Source organism: Streptomyces sp. NPDC039462, from assembly GCF_055639375.1.
Window position 1 is genome coordinate 662,715 of the sequence record NZ_JBVKAO010000002.1, and the last position, 15,562, is coordinate 678,276.

At 70.7% G+C, this 15,562-nt stretch carries 13 protein-coding genes and 1 tRNA gene; 3 read left to right on the forward strand and 11 right to left on the reverse strand.

Annotated elements, in window-relative coordinates; genetic code table 11:
* Positions 1 to 73: 73 nt before the first annotated feature.
* The 3 genes from ACZ7LU_RS13530 to ACZ7LU_RS13540 all read right to left on the reverse strand — a co-directional run bounded on the left by ACZ7LU_RS13530 (position 74) and on the right by ACZ7LU_RS13540 (position 5,215).
* Entirely contained in the window at positions 74 to 1,900 is a 1,827-nt protein-coding gene (locus tag ACZ7LU_RS13530) for a tetratricopeptide repeat protein (protein ID WP_468311312.1), read from the reverse strand.
* Positions 1,901 to 2,133: 233 nt separating this feature from the next.
* Positions 2,134 to 2,207: transfer RNA gene (locus ACZ7LU_RS13535), tRNA-Met, on the reverse strand.
* Positions 2,208 to 2,257: 50 nt separating this feature from the next.
* On the reverse strand, positions 2,258 to 5,215 hold the full coding sequence (locus ACZ7LU_RS13540; RefSeq protein ID WP_471917068.1) for a UPF0182 family membrane protein: 2,958 nt from the start codon (positions 5,213 to 5,215) through the stop codon (positions 2,258 to 2,260).
* 148 nt (positions 5,216 to 5,363) lie between these two features.
* Here ACZ7LU_RS13540 and ACZ7LU_RS13545 point away from each other — a divergent pair, with 148 nt between their 5' ends.
* A complete protein-coding gene (locus ACZ7LU_RS13545) occupies positions 5,364 to 5,903 on the forward strand; it encodes a PPA1309 family protein (RefSeq protein ID WP_362996365.1) in 540 nt (179 codons plus the stop codon).
* Between the two features lie 78 nt (positions 5,904 to 5,981).
* Here ACZ7LU_RS13545 and ACZ7LU_RS13550 read toward each other — a convergent pair whose 3' ends face one another.
* The 4 genes from ACZ7LU_RS13550 to ACZ7LU_RS13565 form a co-directional block, all read right to left on the reverse strand.
* On the reverse strand, positions 5,982 to 7,073 hold the full coding sequence (locus ACZ7LU_RS13550; RefSeq protein ID WP_398300973.1) for a PDZ domain-containing protein: 1,092 nt from the start codon (positions 7,071 to 7,073) through the stop codon (positions 5,982 to 5,984).
* A 60-nt stretch (positions 7,074 to 7,133) separates the two neighbouring features.
* Positions 7,134 to 7,304, reverse strand: a complete 171-nt coding sequence (locus tag ACZ7LU_RS13555; protein WP_362996369.1) for a hypothetical protein — start codon at positions 7,302 to 7,304, stop codon at positions 7,134 to 7,136.
* 139 nt (positions 7,305 to 7,443) lie between these two features.
* Positions 7,444 to 7,908, reverse strand: a complete 465-nt coding sequence (locus tag ACZ7LU_RS13560; RefSeq protein ID WP_471916762.1) for a molybdenum cofactor biosynthesis protein MoaE — start codon at positions 7,906 to 7,908, stop codon at positions 7,444 to 7,446.
* A 144-nt stretch (positions 7,909 to 8,052) separates the two neighbouring features.
* A complete protein-coding gene (locus tag ACZ7LU_RS13565; RefSeq protein ID WP_398300969.1) occupies positions 8,053 to 9,165 on the reverse strand; it encodes an SDR family oxidoreductase in 1,113 nt (370 codons plus the stop codon).
* Between the two features lie 191 nt (positions 9,166 to 9,356).
* Here ACZ7LU_RS13565 and ACZ7LU_RS13570 point away from each other — a divergent pair, with 191 nt between their 5' ends.
* The gene (locus ACZ7LU_RS13570) at positions 9,357 to 10,814 is read left to right on the forward strand and encodes a zinc-dependent metalloprotease (protein ID WP_398300968.1); all 1,458 of its coding nucleotides are present in this window, start codon (positions 9,357 to 9,359) and stop codon (positions 10,812 to 10,814) included.
* Complete coding sequence (locus tag ACZ7LU_RS13575; protein ID WP_468092239.1) at positions 10,811 to 11,335, forward strand: NUDIX hydrolase; 525 nt, start codon at positions 10,811 to 10,813, stop codon at positions 11,333 to 11,335. The genes ACZ7LU_RS13570 and ACZ7LU_RS13575 overlap by 4 nt, the downstream gene beginning before the upstream one ends.
* Before the next feature lie 113 nt (positions 11,336 to 11,448).
* On the opposite strand, the gene ACZ7LU_RS13580 is transcribed toward ACZ7LU_RS13575, so the two are convergent.
* The 4 genes from ACZ7LU_RS13580 to ACZ7LU_RS13595 all read right to left on the reverse strand — a co-directional run bounded on the left by ACZ7LU_RS13580 (position 11,449) and on the right by ACZ7LU_RS13595 (position 15,351).
* Positions 11,449 to 12,204 (reverse strand): AIM24 family protein, encoded by a 756-nt coding sequence (locus tag ACZ7LU_RS13580; protein WP_398300966.1) that lies wholly within the window; start codon positions 12,202 to 12,204, stop codon positions 11,449 to 11,451.
* Between the two features lie 16 nt (positions 12,205 to 12,220).
* Positions 12,221 to 12,901: an AIM24 family protein gene (locus tag ACZ7LU_RS13585; protein ID WP_362328532.1), complete on the reverse strand. Its 681-nt coding sequence runs from the start codon at positions 12,899 to 12,901 to the stop codon at positions 12,221 to 12,223.
* A gap of 11 nt (positions 12,902 to 12,912) precedes the next feature.
* On the reverse strand, positions 12,913 to 14,610 hold the full coding sequence (locus ACZ7LU_RS13590; RefSeq protein WP_471916763.1) for a TerD family protein: 1,698 nt from the start codon (positions 14,608 to 14,610) through the stop codon (positions 12,913 to 12,915).
* 117 nt (positions 14,611 to 14,727) lie between these two features.
* Positions 14,728 to 15,351, reverse strand: a complete 624-nt coding sequence (locus ACZ7LU_RS13595; protein WP_398300964.1) for a M48 family metallopeptidase — start codon at positions 15,349 to 15,351, stop codon at positions 14,728 to 14,730.
* Positions 15,352 to 15,562 lie beyond the last annotated feature (211 nt).

The window sequence follows — 15,562 nt, forward strand, 5'->3', positions numbered from 1 at the left end:
AACACAACAGTACGTCAACGCTACGACCAGCGCAAATCTGTTCTGCCGCGCTCCGACCCGCCCGGGGTGGGACCTACGCGGAGAGCTCCTGGCGCAGCGCCTCGCGCAGGCGGCCCGCCCGCTCGGAGACCTCCGCGGGGCCGAGGTCGACCGCCCGCGAGGCCCACCGCTGGCCCTGCGCCAGCTGCCCGCGCCGGGCGTAGAGCAGGGCGAGGCGGAGCGCCGCGCGGCCGTGGCCCGCGTCGGCGGCCCGCGTCCACCACAGGGCGGCCTCCGGCTCGCTGCCCTCGCGGGCGAGCAGCAGCCCGAGGTTGAACGCGCCGTTCCGGCTGCCGGCCTCGGCGGCCTTGCGGTACCACTTGGCGGCCTCGACGACGTCGCCACGGCCCGAGGCGAGCATCCCCACCCGGACCTGGGCGCGCCGGTGGCCCTGCTGGGCTGCCCTCTCGTACCACTCCTCGCACTCGGTCTTCTCCGCGGCGGGCTCGCCGAGCGCCGGCGGCCCCGCAGGGGGGCGACGCGCGTCGAGCAGCATCCCGAGCCGGTACGCCGCCTCGGCGCTGCCGCCTCCCGCGGCACACCGCAGGTGCCGCTCGGCCTCTTGGTCGTCGCCCTCGCGCAGCCGCGCGGTGCCGACCTGGAGCGCGGCGTCGGTGTGCCCGGCGGCGGCCGCGCGCTCGTACCACCGCAGGGCGGCGGCCTCGTCGTCCCGGCTCGCGTACAGGATCCCGAGGTTGAACGCGGCGTCGACGCTGCCCGCCTCCGCGGCCTTGGAGAACCACGGCTCGGCCCCGGCCGCGTCGCCGCCCTGGAGCAGCAGCACGGCGAGCGCGTTGGCCGCCTCGCGGTGTCCCGCGTACGCGGCGCGGCGGTACCACTGGTCGGCGTGCGCGGTGCGGCCCTGCTCGGCGCAGAGCAGCCCGAGGTTGTACGCGCCGTTCACATCGCCCGCGTCCATGGCGGCGCGGTACCAGCGCTCGGCGGTCTGTGTCTCGCCGCGCTCGGCGTGCAGCGCGCCCAGCGCGTTCGCGGCGTTCCCGTCGCCGTCCTGGGCGGCCTTGAGCCACCACACGGCGGCGCTCTCCTCGTCGCCGGCGTCCCGCAGCAGGAAGCCCAGCGCGCAGGCCGCTCTCGCCTCCCCGTCCTTGGCGGAGTTGAGGTACCAGCGGCCCGCTTCCTTCAGCTCGCCGCGCCGCTCCAGGATGGAGCCGAGGTGCAGGGCGGCGCGCCGGTGGCCGCGGGCGGCCGCCTGGCGGTACCACTGCTCGGCCTCGTCGGCGGGCGTACGCGTACGCGCGGCGGCGTCGGCGCGCCCCGCGCGGGCGGGCTGCTCGGCGCCCTCCGTGCCGGCCCGCCGGTCGAGCGCGCGGGCCAGGCGGTACGCGGCCTCACGGTGGCCGCGCTCGGCGGCGACCCGCAGCCAGCGCTCGGCGCCGACGTCACCGCGGTGCTCCAGGAGGTCCGCGAGCGCGTACGCCCCGAGGGTGTGGCCCTGCTCGGCGGACTGGCGCAGCCAGTACTCGGCGGCGGGCTCGTCGCCGCGCTCGCGGTGGTGGCGGCCGAGCGCGTGCGCGGCCGCGGCGGATCCCGCGACGGCGGCGACCCGCCACCAGCCGGCCGCCTCGTCCGCGTATCCGCGCTGGTGGAGGAGGACTCCGAGGTTGTTGGCGGCGGCGCGGTCGCCCTCGGCGGTCGCCGCGCGCAGCAGAGATTCGGCGCCGTCGAGATCACCGCGGCGCAGCAGAAGGCTTCCGAGAACGCTCATCGCGTCCACGTCGCCGGCCTCGGCGGCCAGCCGGTGGCGCATCTCCTCCGCGGCCGCCCCGGGATCCTCCCGGTCGGCCGGCTGCACAAACCGCCCTGTCTCCAACAGAGTTGCCTTGTCCCCCATAACGTCCATCGTCGCACCACCTGCAACCTGGGTACACCTGGTATACCGCAGCCAGTGAGGTCACTTCAGCGTTTTGTCGACATGCCCACAGAGAGATAAGTCAAACACAGATCTCCCAACTCTCCCCCTACCGAGCACCGTTCGCATGTCTTGGCATAGGACACCCGCACACGACGAGCACCGACACCCGGCACACACGACGAAGGCCCGGATCCGTAAGGATCCGGGCCTTCACCTTGCAGTAGCGGGGACAGGATTTGAACCTGCGACCTCTGGGTTATGAGCCCAGCGAGCTACCGAGCTGCTCCACCCCGCGCCGTTGTGTTGAAACCGTACCACGGCGCGAGAGGGCAGCTTGACCACCCACTACTCGGTCTTGTCGGGCTCCGGCTTGTCGGCGTTCTTGTCGGCGGCCTGGTCAGCGCCCTTGTCGGCGTTCTTGTCGGCGGCCTTGTCGTCCTTCTCCTTGGCCTTCGCCGACGCCTCCTCGGCCCGCTCCAGAGCCTCCTGGAGCCGCTCCTGCGCCTCGCCGTACGCCTTCCAGTCGTTCTCCTTCATGGCCGCCTCGCCGTCCTCGAAGGCCTTCTGGGCGTCGTCGAGCGCGTCCTGGACCGTCGGATCGTTCGTCTTCGGCGGCTTGGTCGGCTCGTCCTCGCCCGGATCGTCGGCCGGCGGCTTGGTGGTCCCTTCCGTACTGAAGACCTGGTTCAGGCCCTCACTCAGGGTGTCCGCGAAGGCGGTCTCCGTGCCGTACGACACAGCGACCTTCTTCAAGAGGGGATACGCCGACTTCCGTCCCTGCACGTAGACGGGCTCGACGTACAAGAAGCCGTCGTCCAGTGGCACGGTCAGCAGATTGCCGTAGAGGACGTCGGAGTCGGCGCCCTTCATGTCACGGACGAAGTTGCCGACTTCCGTCATGGAGTTCAGCTTGTTCTGCACCTGTTCGGGGCCGTCGACGTCGCCCCGGACTCTGAGCAGCTGCATCTTGCCGTAGTTCTCGCTCCTGGCATCGGCGTCGACCGTCATGAAGGCCCGTAGGTTGGGCCGCTCGCTCGGGGTGAACGTCGTCGTCAGGGAGAACTGCTGCTGTGTCTGGCCCGGCGACTTCAGGGAAAGGTAGTACGGCGGGACCGCACTGTCGTCCTTCTTCGTCGGGTCGTTCGGGACCTGCCAGGCGTCACTCGCGTTGTAGAACTGGCCGGGGTCCGTGACGTGGTACTTCGTGAGCAGCTCGCGCTGGACCTTGAACATGTCCTGCGGGTAGCGCAGGTGGTCCATCAGCTTCGGCGGGATCTCGCTCTTGTCCTTGACGGTGCCCGGGAACGCCTTCTTCCAGGTCTTCAGGACCGGGTCCTCTTCGTCCCAGGTGTAGAGCTTGACGTCGCCGGTGTACGCGTCGACGGTGGCCTTCACCGAGTTCCGGATGTAGTTGACCTGGTTCTGCTGGGCGATCACCGTGCGCTGGCTGTCGGCCTGCGACAGGGAGTCTGCGGTGGTGTCACCGAGCGTCGTCCGCGAGGCGTACGGATAGCCGTTGCTGGTCGTGTAGGCGTCGACGACCCACTGGATGCGGCCGTCCACGACCGTCGGGTAGACGTCGCCGTCGATGGTCAGCCATGGGGCCACGGCCTCCACGCGCTCCTTCGGAGTGCGGTTGTAGAGGATCCGCGATCCCTCGCCGATGGCTCCGGAGTACAGGATCTGCGGCTCTCCGAAGGACACCGCGTACGCGGCGCGGTTGATCGGGTTGGAGAGGTTGACCCCGCTGTCGCCCTTGTAGCTGTAGGTCTTCTGACCGCCGCCGTCCTCTTCGTAGTCGAGCTCCTTCTGGGGCCCGCCCACGATCGAGTACTGGGACGTCTTCTCGCCGTAGTAGATCCGCTGCTCGTACTCACCGAGGTTGCCGGTGGTGGGCAGGCCCGCCTCGGTGAACGCCGGGGCGCCCTTGGAGCCGGGCTTGGTCTCCGTGCCCTTGGCGGCGACCACTCCGTAGCCGTGGGTGTAGGCGAAGTGGTCGTTGATCCAGTTCCGCTTGTCGAGCTTGTTCACGTTCAGCTCGCGCAGGCCGATGATGGTGTCCTGGCCGTTGTAGCGGTCCACGTCCAGCGTCTTCGGGAACTGGTAGTAGCTGCGCTCCTGCTCCAGCTGCTGGAAGGTCGGCGAGACGATGTTCGGGTCGTTCAGCCGGTAGTTGGCCGCCGTGTCCGCGTCCTCGCGCTTCTTCTTGGGGTCCTCGTCGACCTTGCCCGCGCCCTTGTAGTCCTCGGGCTTCACCCCGCTGATGCCGTAGGCGTGGCGGGTGGCCTCGATGTTCTTCTCGATGTACGGCGCTTCCTTGGCCTGCTCGTTCGGCTGGACCTGGAACTTCTGGACGATCGCGGGGTAGAGCCCGCCGATGAGGATTGCCGAGAGCACCATCAGGCCGAAGCCGATGACCGGCAGCTGCCAGGTGCGCCGCCACAGCGTGGCGAAGAAGAGGATGGCGCAGATGACGGCGATGCAGAACAGGATCGTCTTCGCCGGCAGGTACGCGTTCGCGTCGACGTACTTCAGGCCGGTCCAGTTGTCCGTCGCCTTGAAGTCACTGGACTTCACCGCGAGGCCGTACCGGTCGAGCCAGTACGCGATGGCCTTGAGCGACACGAAGACGCCGAGCAGCACCGAGAGGTGACCGGTGGCCGCGGCGGTGGCGCGCGCGCCGGGGCTGGTGATCCGCAGCCCGCCGTACAGGTAGTGCGTCAGGGCGGCGGCGACCAGGGAGAGCACCGTGGCCGCGAAGCCGAAGCCCAGCAGGAAGCGGTACCAGGGCAGGTCGAAGGCGAAGAACGCCACGTCCATGTGGAACTGCGGGTCCTTCTGACCGAAGGACACGCCGTTGACCCACAGGAGCCAGGTGCGCCACTGACCCGCGGCGGACGCGCCCGCGATCAGCCCCACCAGGGCGGTGACCCCGATGAGCAGCCACTTCTTGTACGGGGCGATGCCCATGCGGTACCGGTCGAGGCTCTGCTGCTCCATCGACATGGCACTCAGTGGCGGGCGCAGCCGGTGCGCCAGCCAGATGTTCACGCCGACTGCGGCCGCCATGAGGAGGCCGAAGACGAAGAACAGGCCGATCTTGGTCCACAGGGTCGTCGTGAAGACCGATGAGTAGTTGACCGAGCGGTACCACAACCAGTCCGTCCAGAACCCCGAGAACATGACGAAGGCCATGGCCAGTACGGCCAGCACCCCCAGTGTCATGAGCAGGGTCCGGACACGCCGGGAGGGTCGGCCCACTCTGATCCGTGGCCCCGTCGGGCCTCCGCCGCGGTCCGGCATCTGGAAAGCCAAGGTGCGCACCTCGAAGTTCGCTGTTGATTCGCTGTTGGTCCATCAGGCCCCGGAGATCGTGGAGCCACACCTATGCAACTTACCTACGCTTTACTCGGTTCCCGTTTCTCGGGACTAACGAGGCAGGATTGTGACCATGTCCAACACTCCCATGGCAGCGAGCCCCCTCACCCGGGCGGTACTCGAGATCGACGAGTACGTATCCGGCCTCGGCTGGGACCGGCCCGCCCGCCTCTTCGCGCTGGTCGACACCGCGCGACTGCGTACCCAAGAACCCGGCCTCGCCTCCCAGCTCGGCCTCGACGACGGCGTGGAGCACGCCGGCCTGACCCCCATCGAGCAGGAGGAGATTCCCGCGGACAAGCCGCTGGACGAATTCCTCGGCACCATCGCCTGGCCGGACGCGGTGGCGGGCTGCGCCCTCACCGTGGAGCGCCTGATGCTGCCGCCGTCCGCCGAGGCGTCCGTCCCGGACGGTCTCGGTGAGGCGCAGCTCGCGAAGTGGGTGGCCGAGCATCCGGACCGCCAGGAGGTCCGGATGACGGTCGCGGTGCTCCGTGACGGTGCGCGCGAGTCCGCGCTGCGGCTGCGCGAGAAGGACTCGCCGACCGAGGTCCTCACCGGCTCGGATCTGGTGCCCGGCCTGGCCGAGGCGCTCGCGGCGACGTTCGCGTAGCGGTACGTCAGATTCCGTTCTGTGCGCGGGTGGGGCGCCCCACCCGCGCACAGCTGTGTCGGAGCCCGGTCCGGCCGGTCAGCCCTTGGTGCACTTCGGCAGGTCGGCGGTGTTTCCCTTGCGGATCTTCTCCAGGGACTTCACGGCGTCGGCGATGGTGTCCACCTTGACGAGCGTGAGGCCGTCGGGGACGTCCTCGGCGGCGGCCGCGCAGTTGCCCTTCGGCGTGAGGAAGTACTCGGCACCCTTGTCGCGCGCGCCGACGGTCTTCATCTCGATGCCGCCGATCGGGCCGACCTTGCCGTCGGCCACGATGGTGCCGGTGCCGGCCACGAACTTGCCGCCGGTGAGGTCGTCCGGGGTCAGCTTGTCGACGATGCCGAGGGCGAACATCAGGCCGGCGCTCGGCCCGCCCACGTCGGCCAGCTTGATGTCGATCGTGAACGGGAAGGTGTGGTCGGTGCCCGCCTTGATACCGACGACCGCGCGGTCCGCGTCGTCCTCCGCGCCCTTCGTTTTGATCTTGACTTCCTCGGTCTCGGTCGGCGCCTTGCCCGCCTTCTCGGCGGCGGCCGCGGCCTTGACCGGGACGACGGTGAAGGTGACCGTGTCACCGGGCTTGTGATCGGTGACGAGCTTCGCGACGTCCGTCATCTCCTTGACGGGCTTGCCGTCCACCTTGCGGATGACGTCGCCCGCGTGCAGCTTGCCCTCCGCCGGGTCGCCCTTGAAGACGGTGGAGACGATCACCTGGGACTTCACCGGAATGTTCAGCTGCCTGAGCGCCGCGACCTTGGCGCTCTCCTGGGACTGGCTGAACTCCTCGGCGTTCTCCTGGGAGGACTGCTGCTCGGTCTTGCCGTCCGGGTAGAGCGTGTCGTGCGGCACCACGATGTTGTCGTGTGCCAGCCAGCCGTAGACGGCCTCCGCGAGGTTCATGTCGTAGTCGGCGCTGGTGACCCTGACCGTCGTCATGTTGAGGTTGCCGGTCGTGGGATAGGTCTTGTGACCGGAGATCTGCAGCACCGGTTCGCCGTCGTGGTCGCCGAGGGTGTTCACCGTGGGCCCGGGGGACATCTCCGAGTACGGCACTTTGATGAGTACTCCGGCGCAGAGCAGCGCGATCAGCATCAAGGTGGAGGCGAGCATCGTCGCAGTGCGGCGTGGCATGGAACGACAGTACGGGACCTGCCTGTGAGGGCACCCCCGGGGCCGGTCCGTACGGGGCTTTCAGCTCCCGGTGCGGGACTTCTCCATCGCCTCGCGGAAGGCCGCGTAGCCGTTGAGCTCGTTGGCGTCACCCGTGCGGCCGGACTTGCGGTTGCGGGTCGCCCAGCTGCCCCACAGACCCGCGCCGACGGCCGCCAGGAGCGGAATGAGCAACCAGGCAAGTGATGCCATGCCGACCTCCCGAACCCGTGAGCCACCGCAACTGACTGATCAGCAGATTAACCATCCGCATGGTCAACGCTCACGGCAGGGGTCGGGTTACGCAACCGGAGCGCCGGTCACGCGGTCGGAGCCACCGGCGCCGGCCGGCTCAACACGCGCCGACCCACTCTTCCTTGCCGTCGGAGAAACGCTGGTGCTTCCAGATCGGCACCTCGTGCTTGAGGTCGTCGATCAGCTTGCGGCAGGCGTCGAAGGCTTCGGCACGGTGCGGGCAGGACACGGCCACGACCACCGCGAGGTCGCCGACGGCGAGGTCCCCGACGCGGTGCACCGCGGCAAGGGCGCGCACCGGGAACTCGGCGACGACCTTCTCGGCCACCCGGCGCATCTCGGCCTCGGCGGTGGGGTGGGTCGAGTACCCCAGCTCCTCGACGTCCGCGCCGCCGTCGTGGTTGCGCACGGTCCCCACGAAGAGCGCCGTGCCGCCCGCCGCGTCGTCGCCGACGGCCTGGAAGACCTCGTCCAGGGAGAGCGGGGTGTCGCGGATCGCCAGGAGGCGGATCGGGTCCTGCGCGGCCTGCTCGCCGGGGTGGTCCATCGTGGTGCGTGCCATGCGGCCATGGTGCCGCACGGCACGGGCATCACGGAATAGACCTTTCGCCCGGCACGCGCGCGTGTCGCCTTGGAGTTCCCTACAGGGGCCGCCCGCTCGGCGCCTCCCCACGGGAGCTGCCCGCGGACGGCGGCCCGGCGTGTCTCAGATCCTCCGCCGCGCCTTCCGCGCCCTGCGCACCACCGCAGCGGCGCCCAGCAGCGCGACCGTCGCACCCGCCGCGCCCGCGGCCGTGGCGTCCTTGCGCCCGAGCCGCCGACCGGCCACGGTGCGCCGCCCCGCGACCTCTTCGAGCAGCTCCGCGAGGACTTCCTCGTTGGTCCACTGCGGCCGCCACCCGGCGTCGTGCAGTCCGCTGACGCTGACCACCCACGGGTACATCGTGTACGCGAGGTCACCGGCCGGGGATGGGGTGAGGCCGATGCGGTGCAGCCGGGCGGCGGCGCCGAGCGCGACCGTCGACGGCAGCTCCATGCGCCGGATCCCGCTGAGCTCCTCGACCTCCTCCTGCTCCAGCCAGCCGTCGCAGCCGACGGCCAGCTCGCCGTCGACCTTCTCCAGGACGGCGTACTCCAGAGCGCTGCACAGGTCCTCGACGTGGCAGAACTGCCAGGCGGGGCGCGAGCCCGCCACGACCAGGAGCCGGGGCGACTCGAAGTAGCGCGTGAGGGCCGTGTCCGTGCCGCCGACCAGGATCGCGGGCCGCACGACGGTGACGTTGAGGCCGGGGTGCGCGCGGGGCGCCCTGCGGGCGAGACGCTCGACCTCCAGGAGGTCACCGACACCGGTGGCCTCCGCGGTGGCGCGCAGTTCGGCGTCTTCGGAGAGGGGCAGTTCGTTGTCGGGCAGCGCTCCGTAGACCATCGCCGACGTGCAGAGCACGACACGGTGCACGCCGGCCGCCGCGGCCGCGGTCAGCACGGTCTGGGTGCCGCGCACGTTGTACGCGGTGCGGGCCGCGGCGTCGGTCTCCAGGTCGAGATCGAGCGCCAGGTGCACCACGACGTCCGCGCCGCGCAGCTTCTCGGCGATGGCCGGATCCCGCACGTCCAGGATGTGCCACTGCGCCTGCGTGCAGTCGCCCCGGCGCTCGTCGATGGCGATGACCTGCTTGATCGCCTCCGATGCGGCGAGGCGCTCGGTCAGGAGCGCACCCACTCCGGAGGCGGCGCCGGTCACGGCGACTACCGGCCCTCGGACGGGCGCCGGGGTTGAGGGGTTTCGCGCTGCGCGAACCTGTGGATCTGGGGAACTCACCGGGCGTCTCCAGCGGTTGTCTTCAGTACGTACGCGTATGACGCGTACGTACCAGGTGGCATCCATCCTGCCGCAGGCCGTGAGTCGGCGAAGCACCGAGGCCCGAACCCGTCACGGTGTCTACGCTGGGTGGTGTTGTAGGGCAGCCGCCGCCGGAACGATACCGGCGGCCTGACGAGCCGAGGAATCCCGTGAGTGACACCCCATTCGGATTCGGCCTTCCGCCGGAGGAGCCGGAAGACGGCGACGAGGGCAAGAAGAAGGGATCCCCTGGAGAGGGACAGAGCGGGGGTCAGGGCGGGCAGGGCGCCGGTGGCCCCGCGAACCCGTTCGGTTTCGGGGGGTTCCCCGGAGCCGGCGGCGGTGACAACCCGTTCGCCGCGATGTTCGGTTCCATGAATCCGAACGACCTGGGCGCCGCGTTCCAGCAGCTCGGCCAGATGCTCTCGTACGAGGGCGGCCCGGTGAACTGGGACATGGCCAAGGACATCGCCCGCCAGACCGTGTCCCAGGGCACGGCGGACGGCACCAAGGACGCCAGCGTCGGCCCCGCCGAGCGCTCCGCCGTCGAGGAGGCCGTGCGCCTGGCCGACCTGTGGCTGGACGACGCGACGTCGCTGCCGTCCGGGTCGGGCACGGCCGTCGCGTGGAGCCGCGCCGAGTGGGTCGAGGCGACCCTGCCGGTGTGGAAGGAGCTCGTCGACCCCGTCGCCGAGCGCGTCGGCCTGGCCATGGGCGACGTGCTGCCCGAGGAGATGCAGGCCATGGCGGGCCCGCTGATCGGCATGATGCGCTCCATGGGCGGCGCCATGTTCGGCCAGCAGATCGGCCAGGCCGTGGGCGTGCTCGCGGGCGAGGTCGTCGGCTCCACCGACATCGGCCTCCCCCTCGGCCCGTCCGGCAAGGCCGCGCTCCTCCCGGTGAACATCGAGGCCTTCGGCAAGGACCTGGGCATCGACAAGAACGAGGTGCGGCTCTATCTGGCGCTGCGCGAGGCCGCCCACCAGCGGCTCTTCGCCCACGTCCCGTGGCTGCGCTCGCACCTCTTCGGCGCCGTCGAGGGTTACGCCCGCGGGATCAAGGTCGACACGGCCAAGCTGGAGGACGTCGTCGGCCAGCTCGACCCGCAGAATCCGGAACAGCTGCAGGAGGCTCTCCAGCAGGGCATGTTCCAGCCGGAGGACACCCCGGCCCAGAAGGCCGCCCTGGCCCGCCTGGAGACGGCTCTCGCGCTCGTGGAGGGCTGGGTGGACGCGGTGGTCCACGCCGCCGCGAAGCCCCGCCTGTCGTCCGCCGACGCCCTCCGGGAGACGCTGCGCCGCCGCCGTGCGACGGGCGGCCCCGCGGAGCAGACGTTCGCCACGCTGATCGGCCTCGAGCTGCGCCCGCGCCGGCTGCGGGACGCCTCGCGCCTGTGGGCCTCGCTCACGGACGCGCGCGGTGTCGACGGCCGCGACGGCCTGTGGGAGCACCCGGACATGCTGCCGACGGCCTCCGACCTGGACGACCCGGACGGCTTCGTGCACCGCGAGCAGATGGACTTCTCCGAGCTGGACAAGATGCTCGGCGAGGCGGCGGGCGGCGGCTCCGCCAAGCCCGACCTCACGAAGGACGAGGGCGACGACTCCAAGGACGACGACGGCAAGTGAGCCTGCACGACGACACGGTCCTCGTACTGAAGGGCTACGAGGACCAGGACGAGCTGCGCCAGTACTACCTGGACCACCTCGCCGCGCACCCCGCCGACGGCATGTGGAAGTCCTGCACGGACGGGCACGTGACGGCCAGCGCCCTGGTCGTCGACCCCTCGCGCGGGCGCGTGCTGCTCACCCTGCACAAGAAGCTGCGGATGTGGCTCCAGATGGGCGGCCACTGCGAGCCGGGCGACCCGACGCTGGCCGCGGCCGCGCTGCGCGAGGCGACGGAGGAGTCCGGCGTGCCGGGCCTGACGCTGCTGGCGGGCGGCCCGGTGCGCCTGGACCGCCACCCGATCCCCGGGCCGTGCACCCAGCACCTCGACGTGCAGTACGCGGCTCTGGCCCCTGAGGACGCCGTGGAGGCGATCAGCGACGAGTCACTGGACCTGCGCTGGTTCGCGTACGACGAGGTGGCGGATGTCGCCGACGAGTCGGTCGTACGCCTGGTGGAGGCGACGAGGGCACGCCTCTAGCAGGGCATGCCTGTATCGGGGCGCCCCATGAGGGGCGCGGGGAACTGCGCGCCCAGCCGCATACGGCCCGCACGTGCTCCCCGCGCCCTCCTCCGCTCAACTCGGCGGAGGGCTCAGCTCCAGACGTTGCCCTGGTTCTGCCCCCGGGCCCCTTGCTGGCCCATCCCGAACTGCGCTTGGGCGCCCCGCCCGATCTCCGCGTTCTGGGGCGGCAGCATCTCGCTCGGCTGGACGAGCGCGTAGCCCTGGCCCATGAAGCTGAGCTCCCAGCCCTCGCCGGTGTTGCCGCGGCGGCGCCAGACGCCCGAGGAATGGGTCTGGGCCTGCATCTGGACGCGCAGGCCGTTGGACCAGGCGACGATCGCGTCGGCGTCCGCGTTGACGTACCGGTCGGGCGTGACCTGCAACATCAGGGGCTGGCCCGACGTCATCAGGGCGACCTTGCCGCGCCCGTTGATGTTGAGCTGGTACTTGCCGGAGCCGGAGATGCCGTACTGGCTGTCGACGGCGATGACCTGGTGGGTCAGCGACGAGTCCATCGCGAGGACGTAGCTGCTGTCCACGGTCAGGCCGTCCTGGTCGACATCCACCACATGGATGTACTGGGCGAGGTTGGCGAAGTAGACCGTGCCCTGACCGTGGCAGCGCATCAGGTCCAGGCCCTCACCGGTGTGCGCGCGGGCTCGCTGGTTGCCCTGGCTCTGGTACTCCGCGTCGAACTCGATCAGCCCCTGGTAGGCGACCATCGCGCCCTTGCGGGCCAGGACGTCGTCGTGGCCTTCCAGGGCGACCCGCAGCAGCTGCGGGTTCTGGACGGAGTAGCGCTCCTGGGTCTGCTGTTCGGCGTGCGCGAAAAGCGGGCTCTGCATGGTGTGTTGCTCCCCCTCAGCCCCGTGCTCGGAGACGGTCGGTGCTGTCCTCGCTGGGCTGTACGACGACGATGCCCTCTCCGGAGAAGCCCATCTGGTAGGCCTCGCCGCTGCCGCGCCCGATGAGGGAGCCGGCCTTGAAGCTGCGCTTGCCCTTCACCTTGAGGTTCGGGGACCAGGCGATCAGGGCGTCCGGGTCGACGTACGTCTCGTCGTCGCCACGGCCGCAGTCGACGACGATCGGGGTGCCCCGGGACGTCAGCGCGACCCAGCCCTGGCCGGAGATCTTGATGTTCCACAGGCCCTGCCCGGCGAACTTGGCCATGCCCTTGACCCGCTCAACGCCCCACTGGAGGGACGCGTCGAAGGCGAGGAGGTTGGTGCCGTTCACCGAGAGGGAGTCGCCCGCCAGATTGATGACGACGACGTCCGCTCCGTAGTCGGCGAGGTAGAGAAGGCCGTCTCCGGAGCACTTCATCAGGGGCGCGCCCTCGCCGGTCATCCACTCGCGCGCGACCTGACGGACGGCGGGCGGATTCGGCTCGTACTGCACGAACCCTTCGTAGGCGACCATCGAGCCCACGCGCGCGAGGAGGTCGTTGCCGGTCTGCATGGCGACCTTGACCATGTGGTGGCCGTGGTTCTCCATGCGGGCGGCGACGGGTGCGGGAGCAAAGCCCGCGAGCTGCTGATTCATGACGGGCTCCCTCAGACCTCGTACGGCTGGACGACGATGAAATTGCCGGGCGCGCCACGGAATTGGAGGTTCACGCTCTCCCCCGTGGATCCCGCGTACGCGTTGCTGCGCATTCGGACCTGGCTGGAAACGATCGCCTGAGCGGCGGCCGACCAGGCGACGACGGCGTGGCAGTCGGCGAAGGTCGTCGGCGTGACGGGCAGGACGACGGGCACGCCGTGGGTCTTCACGATGACGGTGCCGGTGCCCTGGAACTGCATGACGAACAGAGCGCCGCCGGGGATGCCGTGGCCCTCGATCCTGCGCACTTCGTGCTGGAGCGTCTCGTCGAAGGCGAGGACGTTCTCCGCCGAGACGCAGATCGCGTCGCCCTGAAGTTCGATGGGGTGCAGGTGGGTGCCCTCCTCGGCGAGGAAGACCTGCCCTCGGCCCGAGCAGCGCATCAGCTGCATCTCCTGGCCGGTGGAGTTGCCCACGATGCGTCCGGCGAAGCCCGCGCCCTTGTAGCTGAACTCGACCTTGCCCTGGTAGAGCACCATGCTGCCCTGACGGGCGAGGATCGCCTGGTCGGCGACGCCCAGGTCGACGCGCACGAGCTTCTCGTTCTGCTGCGTCCAGCGCTGGCCGGTGGGGGCCTCGCGGTACTTCTGGAGTGCCGCGGCCACACCGGCGCCCTGGGGTGCCGCCGCACCCTGCGGGGCGGCGGGCTGTCCGGGGAACTGACCGCTGGGGGGCTGCTGGCCGTATCCGGGCGGGGGCATGGGGGCGGTGGGCTGCTGGCCGTATCCGGGCGGCGGGGGTGCGGTCTGGCCCGGGGCCTGGCCGAACTGCGGGTGCTGCTGGCCGGGCTGGCCGTACGGCGAGGGGGCCGACGGCGGCGGCACGGCTCCTCCCGGCGGCTGGTGCATCGGGGCCACGACGGTCTGCGCGGCGTGTACCGAGGGGTTCATGGGGGCGGGAGCCGGGGGCGGAGTGGCGCCCTGCGGGGGCGCGAAGTTCTGCGCGGGAGCGGGAGCGGGGGCGGGGGCGGGGGCGGGCGCCGGAGTGGGGGCGGGAGCAGGCGCAGGCGCCTGGGGCGGCGCGGCCGAGGCCGGGGCGCCGAACGCGGGCGGCGCCGCGGCCTGCGCGGGCGGTGCGAAGGAGGGCGCGGCGGCCTGCGGCTGCGGGGCGGCGGGCTCCTCCTCGGCGACCTCGCCGCCGAAGTTCCTCAGGAGCGCGTCGAGCCCGCCGTCGAAGCCCTGGCCGATGGCAGCAAAGCGCCAGACGTCCTTCATGTAGAAGTCGCCCAGCATGACGGCGCGCTCCGTGGAGAACTCCGCACCGGTGAAGGCGTAGCGCGCCACTTCCTCGCCGCCCGCGACGATGCGGATGTACCCGGAGGCGACCTGCGACATCTGCCCGGCGCCGTCGATCGTCGCCGTGAACGACAGCCGCTGGATCTGCTGCGGGATGCGGTCGAGCGTGACGCGGAAGGACTCGGTGTCGCCCGCCTGGGCGCCCAGGAGCTGGATCGACTCCTCGGGGGACTTCGGCTGGTTGAAGAAGATGAAGTAACGGTCGTCCGAGAGCCGCTCGCTCGCGTCCAGGCCGAAGCAGCTGATGTCGAACGTCAGCCCCGGTGCGGAGATCTGCACGCCGACGTACAGATCGGTTCCCGCGGTGAGGTCACTGACCTTGGCCTTGTGGCCGCGTTGGAATTCCCTGGCCATACGTAACGACCGTCCCCCATCCCGAATGTGAATGCGTCGCGTCAGGCTAACCGCAAAGTCCGACAGCGGGCGAAGCCGGTACAGACCCGCTACACAACCGCGAGATCCGGCGGACGTTCACTCCTCGCGGGCGGCCGGAAGGTGGGGCAGCCGACCGGCCGCGACCACCCCTTCGAGGTAGCCCCGCGCCCGCTCGGTGCGGGGATAGGCCTCCAGGAGCCGCCAGAAACGGGGCCCGTGGCCGGGGACGAGAAGGTGGGCGAGCTCGTGGACGAGCACGTAGTCCACGACGTACTCGGGCATGCCCTGGAGCCGGTGCGAAAGGCGGATGCTGCCCTCGGCCGGGGTGCAGGAGCCCCAGCGCGTGTTCTGGTTCGTGACCCAGCGAACGGAGGCCGGCCTGGCGCGGCCGCCGAAGTACTGCTCGGACAGCCGGCCGGCGCGCGCGGCGAGCTCCGCGTCGCCGAGCAGCCGCTTGCTCTCCTGGGCCGCGAGCTTGTCGAGCATCACGTTGACCCAGCGCTGCTCTTCCGCCTCGGACATCCGGGCCGGGATGAGGACGACGGTGCGGTCGCCCTCCCGGTACGCGGAGACCGTTCTGCGGCGGCGGGCGCTCCGCCTGACCTCGACCGCGCTGGCCACCGCACCGGACGGCGACGGGCTGGTCGTGCTGCGCTGTGGAGCTCCGGCGCGACGCGCTGAGGTCTCCCCAGCGACGCGAGGGGACGGGTCGGCGGGCACGCCCCGACGTTACCCGCTGGGCATGGGGGAAGTCCCGCCTCCGGGACGGTTCGGCGCTGTTCCGCTCCCTGTGCGTTTGATTAGTACGACTGATTAGTACGACGAACACCCACCGCCTGTGGACAACGCGACGCGGGCGTCCGGTGAGGCGGGCATTCTGGCCTTCGATCGGCGCGGCGGACGGGCCCGCGACGACCGGCCGACGGGGGAC